The organism is Streptomyces umbrinus, assembly GCF_030817415.1.
Lineage (GTDB): Bacteria > Actinomycetota > Actinomycetes > Streptomycetales > Streptomycetaceae > Streptomyces > Streptomyces umbrinus_A.
The window spans coordinates 4,333,660-4,349,754 of the sequence record NZ_JAUSZI010000002.1 but is presented as its reverse complement, the minus strand read 5'-3'; the positions used below and the strand labels follow the sequence as shown (position 1 = coordinate 4,349,754).

At 70.6% G+C, this 16,095-nt stretch carries 17 protein-coding genes, 2 tRNA genes and 1 pseudogene; 12 read left to right on the top strand and 8 right to left on the bottom strand.

All coding sequences use genetic code 11. From position 1 onward, the window contains the following. Positions 1-22 precede the first annotated feature (22 nt). The 3 genes and pseudogenes from QF035_RS18995 to QF035_RS18985 all read left to right on the top strand — a co-directional run bounded on the left by QF035_RS18995 (position 23) and on the right by QF035_RS18985 (position 2,560). Positions 23-96: transfer RNA gene (locus tag QF035_RS18995), tRNA-Met, on the top strand. A 240-nt stretch (positions 97-336) separates the two neighbouring features. Beyond that, a pseudogene (locus QF035_RS18990) lies at positions 337-2,143 on the top strand (sel1 repeat family protein). A 343-nt stretch (positions 2,144-2,486) separates the two neighbouring features. Continuing rightward, a tRNA-Met gene (locus tag QF035_RS18985) sits at positions 2,487-2,560 on the top strand. Positions 2,561-2,692: 132 nt separating this feature from the next. Here the strand turns inward: QF035_RS18985 and QF035_RS18980 are convergent. Beyond that, positions 2,693-3,109 carry a Fur family transcriptional regulator gene (locus QF035_RS18980; RefSeq protein ID WP_307521584.1) on the bottom strand — a complete coding sequence of 139 codons (417 nt, stop codon included), beginning with the start codon at positions 3,107-3,109 and terminating at the stop codon, positions 2,693-2,695. A gap of 137 nt (positions 3,110-3,246) precedes the next feature. Here QF035_RS18980 and QF035_RS18975 point away from each other — a divergent pair, with 137 nt between their 5' ends. Continuing rightward, positions 3,247-4,719, top strand: coding sequence for a catalase (locus QF035_RS18975; RefSeq protein ID WP_307521583.1), 1,473 nt, complete (start codon positions 3,247-3,249; stop codon positions 4,717-4,719). A 116-nt stretch (positions 4,720-4,835) separates the two neighbouring features. Here the strand turns inward: QF035_RS18975 and QF035_RS18970 are convergent, their stop codons facing one another. Beyond that, positions 4,836-5,228: a CBS domain-containing protein gene (locus QF035_RS18970; RefSeq protein WP_055617015.1), complete on the bottom strand. Its 393-nt coding sequence runs from the start codon at positions 5,226-5,228 to the stop codon at positions 4,836-4,838. Positions 5,229-5,392: 164 nt separating this feature from the next. Continuing rightward, a complete protein-coding gene (gene hisN, locus QF035_RS18965) occupies positions 5,393-6,193 on the bottom strand; it encodes a histidinol-phosphatase (protein ID WP_307521582.1) in 801 nt (266 codons plus the stop codon). A gap of 251 nt (positions 6,194-6,444) precedes the next feature. Between hisN and QF035_RS18960 the strand changes: the two genes are divergently transcribed. Then, positions 6,445-7,056, top strand: coding sequence for a TetR/AcrR family transcriptional regulator (locus QF035_RS18960; protein ID WP_307521580.1), 612 nt, complete (start codon positions 6,445-6,447; stop codon positions 7,054-7,056). Between the two features lie 105 nt (positions 7,057-7,161). Here the strand turns inward: QF035_RS18960 and QF035_RS18955 are convergent, their stop codons facing one another. The 4 genes from QF035_RS18955 to QF035_RS18940 form a co-directional block, all read right to left on the bottom strand. Beyond that, on the bottom strand, positions 7,162-7,485 hold the full coding sequence (locus QF035_RS18955; protein WP_189837529.1) for a DMT family transporter: 324 nt from the start codon (positions 7,483-7,485) through the stop codon (positions 7,162-7,164). Between the two features lie 145 nt (positions 7,486-7,630). After that, positions 7,631-8,641: a ribosome small subunit-dependent GTPase A gene (gene rsgA, locus QF035_RS18950; protein ID WP_307521579.1), complete on the bottom strand. Its 1,011-nt coding sequence runs from the start codon at positions 8,639-8,641 to the stop codon at positions 7,631-7,633. A 16-nt stretch (positions 8,642-8,657) separates the two neighbouring features. Continuing rightward, positions 8,658-9,974 carry a 3-phosphoshikimate 1-carboxyvinyltransferase gene (aroA, locus tag QF035_RS18945; RefSeq protein ID WP_307521578.1) on the bottom strand — a complete coding sequence of 439 codons (1,317 nt, stop codon included), beginning with the start codon at positions 9,972-9,974 and terminating at the stop codon, positions 8,658-8,660. Between the two features lie 136 nt (positions 9,975-10,110). Continuing rightward, entirely contained in the window at positions 10,111-10,833 is a 723-nt protein-coding gene (locus tag QF035_RS18940; protein WP_307521576.1) for a M50 family metallopeptidase, read from the bottom strand. A gap of 105 nt (positions 10,834-10,938) precedes the next feature. On the opposite strand from QF035_RS18940, the gene QF035_RS18935 reads away from it, so the two are divergent. The 4 genes from QF035_RS18935 to rsrA all read left to right on the top strand — a co-directional run bounded on the left by QF035_RS18935 (position 10,939) and on the right by rsrA (position 13,654). Continuing rightward, positions 10,939-11,754 (top strand): SOS response-associated peptidase, encoded by an 816-nt coding sequence (locus tag QF035_RS18935; protein WP_307521575.1) that lies wholly within the window; start codon positions 10,939-10,941, stop codon positions 11,752-11,754. Between the two features lies 1 nt (position 11,755). After that, positions 11,756-12,403, top strand: a complete 648-nt coding sequence (locus QF035_RS18930; RefSeq protein WP_373466678.1) for an alpha/beta hydrolase family protein — start codon at positions 11,756-11,758, stop codon at positions 12,401-12,403. A 256-nt stretch (positions 12,404-12,659) separates the two neighbouring features. After that, a complete protein-coding gene (gene sigR / locus QF035_RS18925; RefSeq protein ID WP_055617007.1) occupies positions 12,660-13,340 on the top strand; it encodes an RNA polymerase sigma factor SigR in 681 nt (226 codons plus the stop codon). Further along, positions 13,337-13,654: a mycothiol system anti-sigma-R factor gene (gene rsrA / locus QF035_RS18920; RefSeq protein ID WP_269650356.1), complete on the top strand. Its 318-nt coding sequence runs from the start codon at positions 13,337-13,339 to the stop codon at positions 13,652-13,654. The genes sigR and rsrA overlap by 4 nt, the downstream gene beginning before the upstream one ends. A 131-nt stretch (positions 13,655-13,785) precedes the next feature. Here the strand turns inward: rsrA and QF035_RS18915 are convergent, their stop codons facing one another. Further along, the gene (locus QF035_RS18915) at positions 13,786-14,151 is read right to left on the bottom strand and encodes a hypothetical protein (protein WP_055617005.1); all 366 of its coding nucleotides are present in this window, start codon (positions 14,149-14,151) and stop codon (positions 13,786-13,788) included. 160 nt (positions 14,152-14,311) lie between these two features. Here QF035_RS18915 and QF035_RS18910 point away from each other — a divergent pair, with 160 nt between their 5' ends. The 3 genes from QF035_RS18910 to QF035_RS18900 all read left to right on the top strand — a co-directional run bounded on the left by QF035_RS18910 (position 14,312) and on the right by QF035_RS18900 (position 16,058). Further along, positions 14,312-14,677, top strand: a complete 366-nt coding sequence (locus QF035_RS18910; RefSeq protein WP_307521572.1) for a hypothetical protein — start codon at positions 14,312-14,314, stop codon at positions 14,675-14,677. After that, a complete protein-coding gene (locus QF035_RS18905) occupies positions 14,674-15,618 on the top strand; it encodes a DUF4388 domain-containing protein (protein ID WP_307521571.1) in 945 nt (314 codons plus the stop codon). The genes QF035_RS18910 and QF035_RS18905 overlap by 4 nt, the downstream gene beginning before the upstream one ends. A gap of 185 nt (positions 15,619-15,803) precedes the next feature. Further along, the gene (locus QF035_RS18900) at positions 15,804-16,058 is read left to right on the top strand and encodes a hypothetical protein (protein WP_307521570.1); all 255 of its coding nucleotides are present in this window, start codon (positions 15,804-15,806) and stop codon (positions 16,056-16,058) included. Positions 16,059-16,095: the final 37 nt, after the last annotated feature.

Below are 16,095 nucleotides of genomic sequence, written 5' to 3'. Positions count from 1 at the left end.
TGGTACGGTTGCAACACAACGGCGCGGGGTGGAGCAGCTCGGTAGCTCGCTGGGCTCATAACCCAGAGGTCGCAGGTTCAAATCCTGTCCCCGCTACTGAAATAGAAGGACCCGGATCCTCAAAGGATCCGGGTCCTTCTACGTGTGCGGACCGTGCCGGGATCGCGTGCGTGCGCCCATCGCTCATCAGTGCTGCTGCGACGAAGGCTGCGCCATCCGCCTGGAGTTAGGAATTCTGTGTTTCACTTGTCTCTCTGTGGGCATGTCGACAAAACGCTGAAGTGACCTCACTGGCTGCGGTATACCAGGTGTACCCAGGTTGCAGGTGGTGCGACGATGGACGTTATGGGGGACAAGGCAACTCTGTTGGAGACAGGGCGGTTTGTGCAGCCTTCCGACCGGGACGAGACCGGCGAGGCTGCGGAGGAGGCGCGCCGACGACTCGCCGCGGAGGCGGGCGACGTCGAGGCGATGAGCGTTCTCGGAGCCATGCTGCTCCGCCGCGGTGATCTCGACGGGGCCGAGCCTCAGCTCCGCGCTGCCACGGCGGCCGGTGACCGGGCCGCCGCCAACAACCTGGGTGTCCTCCTGCACCAGCGCGGCTACGCCGAGGAGGCGGCCGGCTGGTGGCGGATCGCCGCCGTCGCCGGATCCGCGGCCGCCGCGCACGCGCTTGGCCGCCACCACCGCGAGCGCGGGGACGAGCCCGCCGCCGAGTACTGGCTGCGCCAGTCCGCCGAGCAGGGCCACGCCCTCGGTGCGTACGCGCTCGCCGACCTCCTGGAGCACCGCGGCGACGCCGGTGCCGTGGACTGGATGCGGGCTGCCGCCGAGCGGGGGCACCGCGAGGCGGCGTACCGGCTCGCGCGAACACTGGACCGCAAGGCCGTGCAGGCGGGCGAGGACGAGGGTGACAACGGTGTCGCGGCGACCGTCGCGGCGCAGGCCGAGCAGTGGTACCGGCAGGCGGCCGCGCGCGGTCACCGCCGTGCCGCGCTGCACCTCGGAGCGATCCTGGAGAGGCGCGGGGAGCTCAAGGAGGCCGGGCGCTGGTATCTGACCTCCGCCAAGGACGGCGAGGCGCGGGCCGCCTGCGCGCTCGGGTTCCTGCTGCGGGACGCCGGCGACACCGAGAGCGCCGCCGTGTGGTGGCTGCGGGCCGCCCAGGACGGCGACGGGAACGCCGCCAACGCGCTCGGCGCGCTGCATGCCGAGCGGGGCGAGACCCAGACCGCCGAGCGGTGGTACCGGGCCGCGATGGACGCGGGCGATGTGAACGGTGCGTACAACCTCGGGCTGCTCTGCGCCGAGCAGGCGCGGACCGCGCAGGCCGAGCAGTGGTACCGGCGTGCGGCGTACGCGGGGCACCGGGAGGCCGCGAACGCGCTGGCCATTCTGCTGCTGCAGGTCGGTGACGCGTCCGGGGCCGAGCCGTGGTTCTCCAAGGCCGCGGAGGCCGGGAGTGTGGACGCCGCCTTCAACCTCGGGATCCTGCACGCCGGGCGGGGCGAGGACGCGGCGGCGCTGCGGTGGTACGAGCGGGCCGCTGCCGCCGGGCACACCGAGGCCGCGCTGCAGGTGGGGATCGCGCGTCTTCGGGACGGGGACGAGCGGGCTGCCGAGCGGCACCTTCGGTGTGCCGCGGGTGGGGGTAGCGCTGAGGCCGCCTATCGGCTGGCCACCGTGCTCGACGCGCGGCGGCCGCCTGCGCCCGCGCACGAGTTGGGGGAACCGGCTACCGAGAAGAGTGAGTGCGAGGGAGTGGTACGAGCGGGCCGCTTCCCAGGGGCATCGGCGGGCTCAGGTTCGGGTGGGGATGCTTGCCTCCGCGCGCGGGGATGTCGTGGATGCGGCTCGGTGGTACCGGGAGGCCGCGGAGGCGGGGTCTCGGAACGGGGCGTTCAATCTTGGGCTGTTGCTCGCCCGGGAGGGGAGTGAGCCGGAGGCTGCCCTGTGGTGGACTCGGGCCGCTGATGCGGGGCATGGGCGGGCGGCGTTGCGGCTTGCTCTCGTCTACGCGCGTCGTGGTGAGCTGGCGGAGGGGCAGCGGTGGGCTGATCGGGCCGTGTCGCTCGGGCCCGAGGAGGTTTCTGAGCGGGCGGCTCGGTTGCGGGATGCGTTGCGGCAGGAGTTGTCGGCCTGACGGGGTGGCGGGGGTGGGTTTTTCGCCCCCGCCGCCCTTACCCTCCCCCACTCTCGGCTTCGCTCGAGCGGGGGGACCCCCATCGTCCCTTTCAGGGGCTCCGCCCCCGAACCCCCGTATCGCGCTGCCGCGCTCGTCCTCAAGCGCCGGACGGGCTGGGTGGGTGCGGGCTGGCGTGGGTGGGTGGGTTGACCGGGGTGGGTGGGAAGTCGGCCTGGCGGCCTCGTCCTCAAGCGCCGGACGGGCTGAAGGTGTCGGCCCGGGCTGCGAAGGCGCCGCATTCAGGGGCGCGGGGAACTGATTTGCACTGGTCGGCGCCGGTGACGTACTGTTCAGACATCGCCGCGGGGTGGAGCAGCTCGGTAGCTCGCTGGGCTCATAACCCAGAGGTCGCAGGTTCAAATCCTGTCCCCGCTACTGAAGGCCGAAGGCCCGGAACCAATGGTTCCGGGCCTTCGGTGTGTTCGGGGGTAAGGGGTAGAGGGGTCGGGATGTTGAAAGCCCCGGCCTTCTTGTGGCCGGGGCTTCGGGGGTGTGTGGGGCCGGTCGTCAGGCCGCCGCGCAGTTCGGGCATACGCCGCGGTACGTGACCTCGACGCCCGAGACCGTGAAGCCGAAGCGCTCGGAGTCGGGGAGGTCCGCCAGCGGGTTGCCGCCCGGGTGGACGTCCTTGATCGCGCCGCACTGGGCGCAGACCAGGTGGTGGTGCGGACTGTGCGCGTTCGGGTCGTACCGCTTCGCGCGCTTGTCCGTGGCGACTTCCAGCACCTCGCCGAGCGAGACCAGCTCACCCAGCGTGTTGTAGACGGTCGCCCTGGAGATCTCGGGCAGCTTGGCCACGGCCCTCGCGTGGACCTCGTCGGCCGTCAGGTGGACGTGATCGCCGTCGAGGACCTCGGCCACGACACGCCGTTGCGCGGTCATGCGCCAGCCGCGTCCGCGCAGTCGTTCCAACAGGTCGCTCATACCACCAAGCCTAGCAGCAGGTAGGCCCAGTTTCCGAACAGGTGTGACTTTGGAGCATTCCTTGACTTAGACATTGTCTATTGTAGGATCGAGTTCGGCCTTGGCTGAGGGACAGGAACGGCCAGGATCAGCAAGGAATGACGCAGGAGGCGTGCGTGACTCAGGGACCGCTTACGACGGAGGCCGGCGCGCCGGTGGCCGACAACCAGAACAGCGAGACCGCGGGCATCGGCGGCCCTGTTCTCGTCCAGGACCAGCTCCTCCTGGAGAAGCTCGCGCACTTCAACCGGGAGCGCATCCCGGAGCGTGTGGTGCACGCCCGTGGCGCCGGCGCCTACGGCACCTTCACCGTCACCGCGGACGTCAGCCGGTACACGCGCGCCCACTTCCTCTCCGAGGTCGGCAAGCAGACCGAGACGTTCCTGCGCTTCTCCACCGTGGCCGGCAACCTCGGTTCGGCCGACGCCGTCCGTGACCCGCGCGGCTGGGCGCTGAAGTTCTATACCGAGGAGGGCAACTACGACCTCGTCGGCAACAACACTCCGGTGTTCTTCATCAAGGACGCCATCAAGTTCCCCGACTTCATCCACACGCAGAAGCGCGACCCGTACACGGGCTCCCAGGAGGCCGACAACGTCTGGGACTTCTGGGGGCTCAGCCCGGAGAGCACCCACCAGGTGACCTGGCTCTTCGGCGACCGCGGCATCCCCGCCTCGTACCGCCACATGAACGGGTACGGCTCGCACACCTACCAGTGGAGCAACGAGGCCGGCGAGGTCTTCTGGGTCAAGTACCACTTCAAGACCGACCAGGGCATCAAGAACCTGACATCGGCAGAGGCCGCGAGGATCGCCGGTGAGGACGCCGACTCGCACCAGCGCGATCTGCGCGAGTCGATCGAGCGCGGCGACTTCCCGACCTGGACCGTGCAGGTGCAGATCATGCCGGCGGCCGACGCGGCGACGTACCGCTTCAATCCGTTCGACCTCACCAAGGTGTGGCCGCACGAGGACTACCCGCCGATCGAGATCGGCAGGCTGGAGCTCAACCGCAATCCGGAGAACGTCTTCGCGGAGGTCGAGCAGAGCGTCTTCTCGCCCGCGCACTTCGTGCCCGGCATCGGACCCTCGCCCGACAAGATGCTCCAGGGCCGCCTGTTCGCGTACGGCGACGCCCACCGCTACCGCGTCGGCGTCAACGCCGACCACCTGCCGGTGAACCGTCCGCACGCCACCGAGGCGCGTACGCACTCCCGTGACGGTTTCCTGTACGACGGCCGCCACAAGGGTGCCAGGAACTACGAGCCGAACAGCTTCGGCGGCCCGTTCCAGACCGAGCGGCCGCTGTGGCAGTCGACCGCGAACTTCACGGCCGGCACCGGCAACCACGAGGCCCCGGTCCACTCCGAGGACGACGACTTCGTGCAGGCGGGCAACCTCTACCGCCTGATGTCCGAGGACGAGAAGGGCCGTCTGATCGACAACCTCGCGGGCTTCATCGCCAAGGTCTCGCGCGACGACATCGCCGAGCGCGCGATCGACAACTTCCGTCAGGCCGACGGAGACTTCGGCAAGCGGCTGGAAGCCGCGGTCCAGGCCCTGCGCGGCTGACGCCAGCACTGGAACGCTTGTCGTCGAAGAGCGGGCCGGATCTCCCGTACCGGAGATCCGGCCCGTTCGCTTTCCGGGTCGGTTACGTGCAGAGCCGTGCTCAGGCGGAGCTGCGCTCAGGCCGGGGCGTGCTGTCGCAGCGGTGCCCAGCAGCGGATGATGTCGCGGACCGAGACGATGCCGACCGGCTCGCCGCGGTCGAGGACGACGAGGTGGCGGAAACCGCCGTGGGTCATGGCGAGCGACGCCTCCTCCAGCGTCCAGGTCGGGGCGGCGAACACCACGTCGGTGGTCGTGTGGGCGTGGGCCCGCTCGGCGTCCGGGCTCTGGCCCAGGCCTACGGAGTTGAGGATGTCGCGCTCGGTGAGAATGCCGAGCCCGCCTTCGTCGGGATCGAGAACCACGGCCGCGCCGACGCGGCGTGCGGACATCAGCGCGGCGGCCTGCCGGAGGGTGTGAGCGGGTCCGATGGTGAGGACCACCGTGCTCATGGCGTCGCGGACGAGCATGGACGGAGCCACCTCCTACGAATCCGTTAGTTAACGGATTCACAAGTTCACAAGTGGGGGGACTCTCAGAGTCGCAGTTAAAGAGACGGTCAACAAGAGGGCGCGTGCAGGCGATATTTGGGGCGCTTTCCCACCTGTCAGTGCCTCAACTGCCCCCAGGCGCCTCAGTAGCGCTGGTTCAGATAACCCAGCAGCTCGTCGTGGAGGATGCCGTTCGACGCGGCCGCGTTGCCGCTGTGCGGGCCCGGGCGGCCGTCGAGGCCCGTGAAGGAGCCGCCCGCCTCGGTCACGATGATCGCGGTCGCCGCCATGTCCCACAGCGACAGTTCGGGCTCCGCGCAGATGTCGACCGCGCCCTCGGCGACCATCATGTACGGCCAGAAGTCGCCGTACGCGCGCGTGCGCCACACCTCGCGGGTCAGGTCGAGGAAGCCGTCGAGCAGGCTGCGCTCCTCCCAGCCGCCCAGGGAGGAGTACGCGAAGGACGCGTCCTTCATGCGCGAGACCTGCGAGACCTTGAGCCGGGACGCGGACGACAGGCTGCGGCCGGTGAACGCGCCGTGGCTCTTCGCCGCCCACCAGCGGCGGCTCAGCGCGGGCGCGGAGACCACGCCGACGACCGGCTGGTAACCGCCCTCGCTCGCCTCCATCAGCGCGATGAGCGTGGCCCAGACGGGTACGCCGCGTACGTAGTTCTTGGTGCCGTCGATCGGGTCGATCACCCAGCGGCGGGGGCCGGTGCCCTCGACGCCGTACTCCTCGCCGAGGATCGCGTCCCGCGGCCGTGCCCGTTGGAGGTGGCCGCGGATCAGCTCCTCGGCGGCCTTGTCGGCCTCGCTCACCGGGGTCATGTCCGGCTTGGTCTCGACCTTGAGGTCGAGCGCCTTGAACCGGTCCATCGTCGCGGCGTCGGCGGCGTCCGCCAGGACATGGGCGAGGCGCAGGTCATCGCGATAGTCGGGCATGAGCGAACCGTATCTTCCGGGTCGCTCCGCGGGGAACGGGGGGAGACCGGGGGTTGTGTTACAGGTGCGGGTCGGATGTAGCCGGTCGCACTCCGCCGCAGCCGGTCGCGCCCCGCGACGGGCCGCGGTTCGGCACAGCCGCGCGCCCCTTGGCGGCGCTTGGCGCCCCCGGGTCATGCCGCGAACCCTTGACAGTGCCTCCGTGCGCGTCAACTCTGAAGCGCAGAGCCGATCGCCCCAGGGAGGCGACGATGCCTGCAGCGCGGGAATCCCTACTGGACGCCGCCTCCACGGCGCTCGGACGCCGTCCGTGGTCCGCCGTGCGGATGGTCGACGTGGCCGCCGCGGCCGGGGTTTCCCGGCAGACCCTCTACAACGAGTTCGGGAGCAAGGAGGGGCTTGCGCGTGCGCTCGTACGGCGGGAGGCCGATGCGTATCTCGCGGGGGTCGAGCGGGCTCTGGTGAGCCGTGCGGAGCCTCGGGAGCGGTTGGCCGCGGCGGCGGAGTGGACGGTGTCGGCGGCCCGGGGGAACGCGCTGGTGCGGGCGATGCTCACGGGGTGCTGGGCGGAGCGGCTGCCCTCGCCCACCCTGTCCGCGGTGCCGTCCTCGTCGGCCGTGCCCGCTCAGCGGAGGGCCGATGGGCCGTTGCCGTCGCCGGGGGACTTCGTGGGGTTGGTACGGGACCGGGCCGTCGCCTCGCTGACCGTGCCGGGTGTGTCGAAGTCCGAGGCCGCGGAGCTGGCCCGGGCCTGTGAGCTCGTGGTGCGGTTGGGGGTGTCGTGCGTGCTGGCCCCTGCCGGGGAGGGGGGTACGGCGGGGATGGTTCGGGACGCTTTGACGACTGTGCGATCCGTGAGTTGATGCGGCTGCGGGTGGGTGGGCACAAACCAAGGACCGGTGAGCGGTGGCCAGTGACCGGTGGCCAGTGACCGGTGGCCAGTGACCGGTGGTCAGTGACCGGCGGTCCTAGTGGGACGAGCCCGACAGCTGCAGGCCGATGACTCCTATGATCACCAGGGAGATCGAGATGATCTTCAGGGTCGAGACCAGGTCGTCGAGGAAGATCATGCCGTAGATGGCGGTGCCGGCGGCCCCGATGCCTGTCCAGACCGCGTACGCGGGTCCCACGTCGAGCTTCTTGAGGGACAGGGTGAGGAGGCCGAAGCTGCCCAGGGCGAAGATACAGAAGGCCACTGTGGGCCAGAGTCTCGTGAAGCCGTGGGAGAGCTTGAGGCAGACGGCGAAACCCGTCTCCAGGAGCCCCGCGACGACAACCAGCAGCCACGCCATGTGATGCCCTCCCACGCTCCGTGACCGCTTCGTCTCGCTTGCATCCCGCTTGGTGCGATTATGCCTTTACCGTCGCAGCGGGGATGCAAACAACACTGAGGTCAAACGAAGATCGGTCGGAGATCGGCTGGAGATCAGCCGCAGATCAGTCCCCCTCGCGCCGTTCGCGCGTGGAGAGCAGCCGGCGCAGCGAGTAGAGGCGGGCCGGGTCCGCGTGCCCCTCGGCCACCCAGGCGTCCAGTGCGCAGTCCGGTTCGTCGTGGCTGCACGCGCGCGGACAGCCCTCGGTGCCGGGTTCCAGGTCGGGGAAGGCCTTGATGACGCGGGACGGGTCCACATGGTGCAGGCCGAAGGACCGTACGCCCGGCGTGTCGACGACCCAGCCGTCGTTGTCGGGCAGGGGGATCGCCCGCGCCGATGTCGTGGTGTGCCTGCCTCGGCCGGTGACCGCGTTGACCACGCCCGTCGAGCGTCGTCGCTCCCGCGACACGAGCGCGTTGACGAGTGTCGTCTTGCCGACGCCCGAGTGGCCCACGAACGCTGTGATCTTGCCGTCCAGTTGCTTGTGCACGCGGTCCAGTGCCTCGCCGCTCTCCAGCTCCTGACGGCTCGTCACGATGTACGGGACGCCCAACGCCCCGTACATCTCCAGGAGTTCGTCGGGCGGGGCCAGGTCCGACTTCGTCAGGACCAGCAGGGGGTCCAGACCGCCGTCGTACGCCGCCACCAGGCAGCGGTCGATGAGGCGCGGGCGGGGCTCGGGGTCGGCCAGGGCCGTGACGATGGCCAGCTGGTCGGCGTTGGCGACGACCACACGCTCGTACGGATCGTCGTCGTCGGCCGTGCGGCGCAGCACGGAGGTGCGCGGCTCGATGCGGACGATGCGGGCCAGGGTGTCCTTCTCGCCGGACAGGTCGCCGACGATGGCCACCCGGTCGCCGACGACCGCGGCCTTGCGGCCCAGTTCGCGGGCCTTCATCGCCATGACGACCCGGTCGTCCACCAGGCAGGTCAGGCGGCCCCGGTCGACGGTGAGGACCATGCCCTCGACCGCCTCCTCGTGCTTGGGGCGGATGTTCGTACGAGGCCGGTTGCCCTTGCGGTTCGGGCGCTGGCGGATGTCGTCCTCGTCGGTGTGCTTGCCGTAACGGCGCATGATCCCGGTCCGCCCGTCAGTTCCCGAGCATTCCGGTCCACAGATCGGGGAAGTCCGGCAGGGTCTTCGCCGTCGTCGCCACGTTCTCGATCTGTACGTCGTCGACCGCGAGGCCGATGATCGCGCCCGCGGTGGCCATGCGGTGGTCGTCGTACGTGTGGAAGACCCCGCCGTGCAGCCGGCGCGGGCGGATGTGGAGGCCGTCGGCGGTCTCGGTGACGTCGCCGCCCAGTTCGTTGATCTCCTTGGTGAGCGCGGCCAGCCGGTCCGTCTCGTGCAGACGCAGATGGGCCACGCCGCGGAGGGTGGAGGGGGAGTCGGCGAGGGCCGCGACCGCCGCGATGCCCGGCGTCAGTTCGCCGACCTCGCCGAGGTCCACGTCGATGCCGTGGATCGAGCCGGAGCCGGTGAACTCCAGGCCCCGGTCGGTCAGTTCGCAGGAACCGCCCATCTCGGTGAAGATCTCACGCAGCTTGTCACCGGGCTGGGTGGTGCGCAGCGGCCAGTCCGGGATGACGACCCTGCCGCCGGTGACCAGGGCGGACGCAAGGAAGGGCTGGGCGTTCGACAGGTCCGGCTCGACGGTGAGGTCGCGGCCGAGGAGCGCGCCCGGTGTGACCCGCCAGACGTTCGGCTCGCCGCCCGACTCCGGGGTGTCCACCTGGGCACCGATCGAGCGCAGCATGTCGACGGTCATCCGGATGTGCGGCATGGAGGGGAGCCTCGAACCGGTGTGCCGGACCTCCACGCCCTGGTTGAAGCGCGGGCCGGACAGCAGGAGCGCCGACACGAACTGGGACGACGAGGACGCGTCGATCTCCACCGGGCCGCCCTCCAGCGCCCCGGAGCCGTGCACGGTCAGCGGCAGCGCGCCGCGGCTGTCGTCGTCGATACGGGCGCCGAGGGCGCGCAGCGCGTCGATCACTCCGTGCAGGGGGCGCTCGTACGAACGCGGGTCGCCGTCGAACCGGATGGGGCCGTCCGCGAGGGCGGCGACCGGGGGCAGGAACCGCATCACCGTGCCGGCGTTGCCGACGTCGACCGTCGCCGGGCCGTGCAGGCCCGAGGGGATGACACGCCAGGCCTCGCCGGAGCCGTCGGGGCCGACGCCCTCCTCGATGCCCACGCCCATCGCACGCAGGGCGCCGGCCATCAGGAGGGTGTCGCGGGAGCGGAGGGGGCGGCGCAGCCAGCCGGGCTCCGCCGCGAGGGCGGCGAGGACGAGGGCGCGGTTGGTGACCGACTTGGACCCGGGCACGTGGACCGTCGCGTCGACGGCTCCGCTCGCGTGCGGGGCGGGCCAGAGGGCGGTGTGGGCGGCGTTAACGGGCATGCCCTCACTTTAGTGGGGGTTCGCTCTGCTGGGTTTGGCCGGGAACGTGGGTCGTGGGTTGGCTGCGGGCGCGTTGTGGCTGGTCGCGCCCACGCGGCGGAGCCGCATATCGATACAGCCCCCCACGGGGCGCGGCTCACAACCCCAGCAGCCACCTGCCCCCGCCCAGCAGTGAGCACAGTGACACCGCGTGGAACAGGAACAGCCATACGCCCGCCGGGACGTGGGTCAGGCGGGAGAGCTGGTCGGCGTCGGAGTCGCCGGCTCCGCCGCGGCTGCGCTTCATCTGGAGTTCGAAGGCCGGGCGGACGCCGCCGAGGAGGAGGAACCAGACGACGGCGTAGGCGAAGGCGGCCTGGACCTGGGGGCCGGCCAGCCAGGAGACCACCACGAACGTGCCGCCGGTGAGGAGGACCGTGAGGGCGCCGTACGCGTTGCGGATCATCACCAGCATCGCCACGAGGAGCAGCGTGGCCAGCCACAACAGGGCCGTGATGTGCCCCGCAGCCAGAAGCGCGGCGCCGCCGAGGCCGAGCAGTGGGGGAGCGGTGTAGCCGGAGGCCGCCGTGAGGATCATGCCGAGGCCGGTCGGCTTGCCGCGGCTGACGGTGAGGCCGCTGGTGTCGGAGTGCAGCCGGATGCCGCTGAGGCTGCGGCCCGTGAGCAGCGCCACCAGACCGTGGCCGCCCTCGTGCGCGATGGTGATGGCGTTGCGCGAGAGCCGCCAGACGTTGTGCGGGACGATCACGGCCAGTGCCGCGACCATCGTGGCTATGACCACCCAGGTGTCCGGGTCGGGCTGGCTCCCGAAAACCTCGTCCCAGAGGGAGGCCAGCGAGGTGGCGGCGATGCTGTCCATTGTGGGGTTGGGCTCCCTCGGGTCGTGGTCAACAGGGGTTTGCGCGTAGCGCAATCGTTGAGGGGTGGTGGTCGGGCGACGGGCGGGCCTGGCAGTCTGGCACGTATGTGCGGACGGTATGCAGCGAGTCGTGGACCCGAGGATCTCGCAGGAATCTTTGAGATCGAGAAGTGGGAGCCGGAGGAGGCTCTGGCCCCCGATTTCAACGTGGCTCCCACCAAAGAGGTCTACGCGGTCCTGGACCGTCCTCTTAAGGACGCGGGAGACCCGAAGCCGGTTCGGCAGCTGCGCACGCTCAAGTGGGGGCTCGTCCCGTCCTGGTCGAAGACCCCCGAGGGCGGCGCCCGGATGATCAACGCCCGGGCCGAGACCGTCCACGAGAAGCCCTCGTACCGGCGGGCCTTCGCCACCCGGCGCTGCATCATCCCCGCCGACGGCTACTACGAGTGGGTGACCGGGACCGGTGAGCGCGAGCTGGAGGTCGAGGGCAAGAAGAAGCGGCCGCGCAAGCAGCCCTACTTCGTGCTCCCCGCCGACGGGTCCGTCTTCGCGATGGCCGGGCTGTACGAGTTCTGGCGTGACAAGACGCTGCCCGACGACCATCCGCGGGCCTGGTGGGTGACGTGCTCCGTCATCACCACGGAGGCCGAGACCTCGCCGCTCGCCGTCGGACCGGAGGAGGGGCCGCGCGCGCTGGCCGACATCCACCCGCGCATGCCGCTCATGCTCACCCCGGACCGCTGGGACTCCTGGCTCGACCCGTCCCGTACGGATGTCGAGGACCTGCGCTCCCTGCTCGCGCCGCCCCCGGAGGGGCTGATGCGGGCCTACCCCGTCTCCACGGCCGTGAGCAATGTCCGCAACAACGGGCCGGAGCTGCTGAAGGAGCTGGAGGGGCCCGAAGAGGGCACACTCTTCTGACGTGACGGATCATGTGACGGAGATCATCGAGACCATCGACACCGACGCGGGTACGGCCCGCGTCACCTGGCACCGGGCGAGGAAGGCGCGGCTGGTGCTGGCCGTCAGCCATGGCGCCGGCGGCGGGACCGAGGCGCGGGACCTCCGGGCGCTCGCCGCGGAGCTGCCCGCCCACGGTGTGAGCGTGGCCCGCGTCGAGCAGCCCTGGCGGGTGGCGGGCAAGAAGCTCGCGCCCGCGCCGAAGACGCTGGACGTGGGATGGCGGGGCATCTGGCCCGCCCTGGTGAAGCCCGGGCTGCCGGTGATCGCGGGCGGCCGCAGCGCCGGAGCCCGCGTCGCCTGCCGCACGGCCACCGAACTCGGCGCCCACGCCGTCCTCGCGCTCAGCTTCCCCCTCCACCCGCCGGGCAAGCCGGAGAAGTCCCGCGCCGACGAACTGCTCGGGGCCGGAGTGCCCACGCTGGTCGTCCAGGGCGGCAACGACCCGTTCGGCAGGCCGGAGGAGTTCCCGGAGGGCGCGTACGAGATGGTCGAGGTGCCGTACGGCGATCATGGCTTCGCCGTGCCGAAGCGTGCCCCGATCGACCAGGACCAGGCCCTGAAGATCATCACCGATGGCGTACTGAAGTGGACCTCCTCACTCGGGTGACCCCCGGGAATGCTGAGCCCCGGGCCACTGTTGTGCGGATCAGACAGCACGACACGTGCTGTGAGAAGTCGCATGAGAGGAAGTCCGCCGCATGGGTTCGACCATCTGCCCGAGCCGTAGCAGCAGCGCTGACCTGGAGTGGTCGGTTCTGCATGCGGCAAAGACCACCCCTATTCGGGCGGCGGCCGGGCCGGATCGTCGTCTATCCTCCGATTCTGGTGGGACCGGTTTCGGTCCTGCCCAGACTCTGGAGGAGGTGGGTCCGGTCACAGGGACCGACGCAGGGACCGAAAACGGCCAGGCGGAGCAGCCCGAGGGCCCGGGCAGCGGCGAGTCGACCGCCGAGCGCAGTGCGCGCTTCGAGCGGGACGCGCTGGAGTTCCTCGACCAGATGTACTCGGCCGCGCTGCGCATGACGCGGAACCCGGCCGACGCCGAGGACCTGGTGCAGGAGACGTACGCGAAGGCGTACGCGTCCTTCCACCAGTTCCGTGAGGGCACCAACCTCAAGGCGTGGCTGTACAGGATCCTCACCAACACCTTCATCAACTCGTACCGCAAGAAGCAGCGCGAGCCCCAGCGGTCCGCCGCCGAGGAGATCGAGGACTGGCAGCTCGCGCGCGCCGAGTCGCACATGTCGACCGGTCTGCGCTCCGCCGAGTCGCAGGCGCTCGACCACCTGCCCGACTCGGACGTCAAGTCCGCGCTGCAGGCGATCCCCGAGGAATTCCGCATCGCCGTCTATCTCGCTGACGTAGAGGGCTTTGCGTACAAGGAGATCGCGGACATCATGGGGACACCCATCGGTACGGTGATGTCCCGGCTGCACCGGGGCCGCCGCCAGCTGCGCGGCATGCTCGAGGACTACGCGAAGGACCGCGGCCTGGTCCCGGCGGGCGCCGGGGAGTCGGACGGAACGAAAGGCTCGGGCTCATGAGCTGCGGAGAGCCGCACGAGACGGACTGCAGTGAAGTACTCGATCATCTCTACGAGTTCCTCGACCGGGAGATGCCGGATGCCGACTGCACCAAGTTCGAGGTGCACTTCGAGGAGTGCTCCCCGTGCCTGGAGAAGTACGGCCTCGAGCAGGCCGTGAAGAAGCTGGTCAAGCGGTGCTGCGGCCATGACGACGTGCCGACGGACCTGCGGGCCAAGGTCATGGGCCGTATCGAGCTGATCCGCTCCGGCGAGACCGTGCCCGAGCACGACGTCACCGTCGCCGACGTCCGCGGCGCGGCCACCGAGGGCTGAGCGCCCCGGTCCCTGCTCTTCGCGCTGCCGGTCCTGAGACCGGCCCCGGTCGCCAAGCTGCCCGCGGCCGGACCGGGTTGACCGGTCCGGCCGCGGGCAGCGGCGTCTGACCTGCGACGTCCGGGGGCGTTTCAGATCTCCAGGCCGTTCTCGATCCGCTTCAGGCTGTGCCGGGCCAGTGCCAGGTTGCTGCGGGAGCGGTCGAGCGCGAGGTAGAGGAAGAGCGTGCCGCTGCTGCTGCCGAGCGGGCGGATCAGGTGGTACTGCTTGCCCAGCGTGATCAGGATGTCCTCGATGGTGTCGTCCATGGCCAGCGACGCCAGCGTGCGCATCTTCGAGCGCACCACCTCGGTGTTGCCCGCGGCGGCGAGTTCGAGGTCGAGCGACGGTCCGCCGCCGAGCGTGCCGAGCGACATTCCGCTTTCGTAGTCGACGAGGGCGATGCCGATGGCCCCGTCCACGGTCATGGCTTCCTTGAGTGCGGTCTCGATGTTCACGTTGCCCCAATTCCTCAGTGACGCTGACGGTCGTTGCTCGTACAACTACGATCGAACACACGTGGCTTGTGCGTCACAAAACATCAAATTTGTTACCTGTTGCGTTAGTTGATGTTCAAAGTACTGTGCGACGTTCGGACGTGAAGGGGGAAACGGGGAAATGACGACGGCCGTTGAAGCCTCCCTGGCCCGGCTCCTCGAATCCCCCGGGGTCACCGGTGTCGCCCTGGTCGACGCGGTCACGGGCCTCACCTACGGGGTGGCCGGGGACTCCGAGGAGGCCGCGGGTGGCGCGGAGTGCGCAGAACTCGCCGCGCTCATCGTCGAACGGCTCGGACAGGCGGGCGCCGAGGGGGAGTTGGAGAGCGTGATCACGACCAGCGCCCGGCGCCACCAGGTGCTGCTCGCGGTGACACGGCCGGCCGGCGACCCCCTGCTGCTGGCGGCGGGCATGGACCGGGAGCGGGCCAACCTGGCGCTCGCCACGCGGAGTCTGGGCGACCGCGTCGCAGAGGTGCTCGCATGACGGGAGCCCCGGCGCGCAATCTGCCCGCGCTTCTGCAGGAGCTGTACGAGGAGGGCTTCACCGGCACGGTGCGGGTCTCCGGCGCCCCGGGCGGAACGATTCATCTGAGGGACGGTCTGATCGGCGCGGTCGAGACACCGGGCGCGCCCACCGCCACATCGGTCCTGCTCACACCGGGCCGCATCGACGACGAGGCCTGGCTGGCCGCGTGTGCGGCGGAGCGTGACATGGACCGGCTGGGCGGGCAGTTGGTGGCCGCGGGCCTGATCGGCGCCGCCGAACTGGAGGTCGTGTGCACCGCGGCCGTGTTCGACGCGGCCTTCGCCATGGCGCTCGGTCCGCCCGGCAGTTGGACGCTGAGCGACCCCGAGCCCACCCTCCTCGCCGTGCCGGGTGTGGAACCGCGGCGGCTGACCGAGGAGACCACGCGGCGCATGGTGCAGTTGTCCGGTCCGTGGGGGGCGCCGGGAGAACTCGCGCGTGTGCGGCCCACCCCGGTTCCGGGACCCGGGCCGGGCCGCTGGCTGCCGCACCGACATCAGTCCGTGCTGAACACCGTCAACGGGCGCCGTACGGCCCGGGACATCGCCTTCACGCTCGGCCGCGGCCTGTACGCGGTCATGCTCGACCTGACCCGCCTGGAGGCACTGGAACTCGTCCGGTGGGACGCGGGCAGGGAACCCGGCGGCAGGCCGAGCACCGCGCCGCGTGTACTGCCCGAACGGCGTTCCGCGACACCGCAGCCGTCGAGGTCGGGCGCCGGGTCAGGGGCAGCGTCCGGGTTCGGGTCACAGTCCATGGCCGAACCGCTGCCGAGGCGCAGGCCCGGCGGTGCGTCGAGGGTGGGAGAAGGGCCGGCACGGGAGGGTCCCGCGGGCCAACGGCCCGCGGGGGGAAGCAATGCTTTTGCCGCAGGGAAGGACGGGGGGACGGGGGGGTAGTGAGTTCACGCAGACGTCGGGCAGCGATGCGCCGACGGAGCACGGAGGCCGAAGCGAGGCGGGCCGCGAAACGGCGGACACGAGGACCGGACGCGGACGCCCCACAGGCGCGGCCCGGGCACTCCGCCGGACCCGCCACTCCACCGCAGGTTCCCCAGGCACCGCAGGGCCAGGAGCCGCCGCAGGTGCAACAGGTCCCGCAGGTACAACAGGCGCCGCCGGCGCGGCCGTTATCCCCGGTCGGCAGACCGCCGCTGCCCGTGCGGGGCGCCGCGGCCTCGTCGTCCGGGGCCGACGGGGACACCGCCGGTGAGTCTCCGGGGGCGCAGCCGTTCGTACTCCCCATGCTCTCGCCCGAGGACCTGGCCGCCGACCAACCCTCCATCGACATGCTGCGACGTGTCCGCCGGGGCCTGACGGGACTGCCGGAATCCGACTGACCGCTTGGACCGTACCAGTTGGACCGTACCAGGATTG

Coding starts and splice junctions, on each gene's coding strand:
- QF035_RS18940 (WP_307521576.1), bottom strand. CDS start 10,833: ATGGACAGCATCGCCGCCACCTCGCTGGCCTCCCTCTGGGACGAGGTT.
- QF035_RS18935 (WP_307521575.1), top strand. CDS start 10,939: ATGTGCGGACGGTATGCAGCGAGTCGTGGACCCGAGGATCTCGCAGGA.
- rsrA (WP_269650356.1), top strand. CDS start 13,337: ATGAGCTGCGGAGAGCCGCACGAGACGGACTGCAGTGAAGTACTCGAT.
- QF035_RS18975 (WP_307521583.1), top strand. CDS start 3,247: ATGACGCAGGAGGCGTGCGTGACTCAGGGACCGCTTACGACGGAGGCC.
- aroA (WP_307521578.1), bottom strand. CDS start 9,974: ATGCCCGTTAACGCCGCCCACACCGCCCTCTGGCCCGCCCCGCACGCG.
- QF035_RS18955 (WP_189837529.1), bottom strand. CDS start 7,485: ATGGCGTGGCTGCTGGTTGTCGTCGCGGGGCTCCTGGAGACGGGTTTC.
- hisN (WP_307521582.1), bottom strand. CDS start 6,193: ATGCCCGACTATCGCGATGACCTGCGCCTCGCCCATGTCCTGGCGGAC.
- QF035_RS18970 (WP_055617015.1), bottom strand. CDS start 5,228: ATGCTCGTCCGCGACGCCATGAGCACGGTGGTCCTCACCATCGGACCC.
- QF035_RS18960 (WP_307521580.1), top strand. CDS start 6,445: ATGCCTGCAGCGCGGGAATCCCTACTGGACGCCGCCTCCACGGCGCTC.
- QF035_RS18905 (WP_307521571.1), top strand. CDS start 14,674: ATGACGGGAGCCCCGGCGCGCAATCTGCCCGCGCTTCTGCAGGAGCTG.
- QF035_RS18910 (WP_307521572.1), top strand. CDS start 14,312: ATGACGACGGCCGTTGAAGCCTCCCTGGCCCGGCTCCTCGAATCCCCC.
- QF035_RS18980 (WP_307521584.1), bottom strand. CDS start 3,109: ATGAGCGACCTGTTGGAACGACTGCGCGGACGCGGCTGGCGCATGACC.
- rsgA (WP_307521579.1), bottom strand. CDS start 8,641: ATGCGCCGTTACGGCAAGCACACCGACGAGGACGACATCCGCCAGCGC.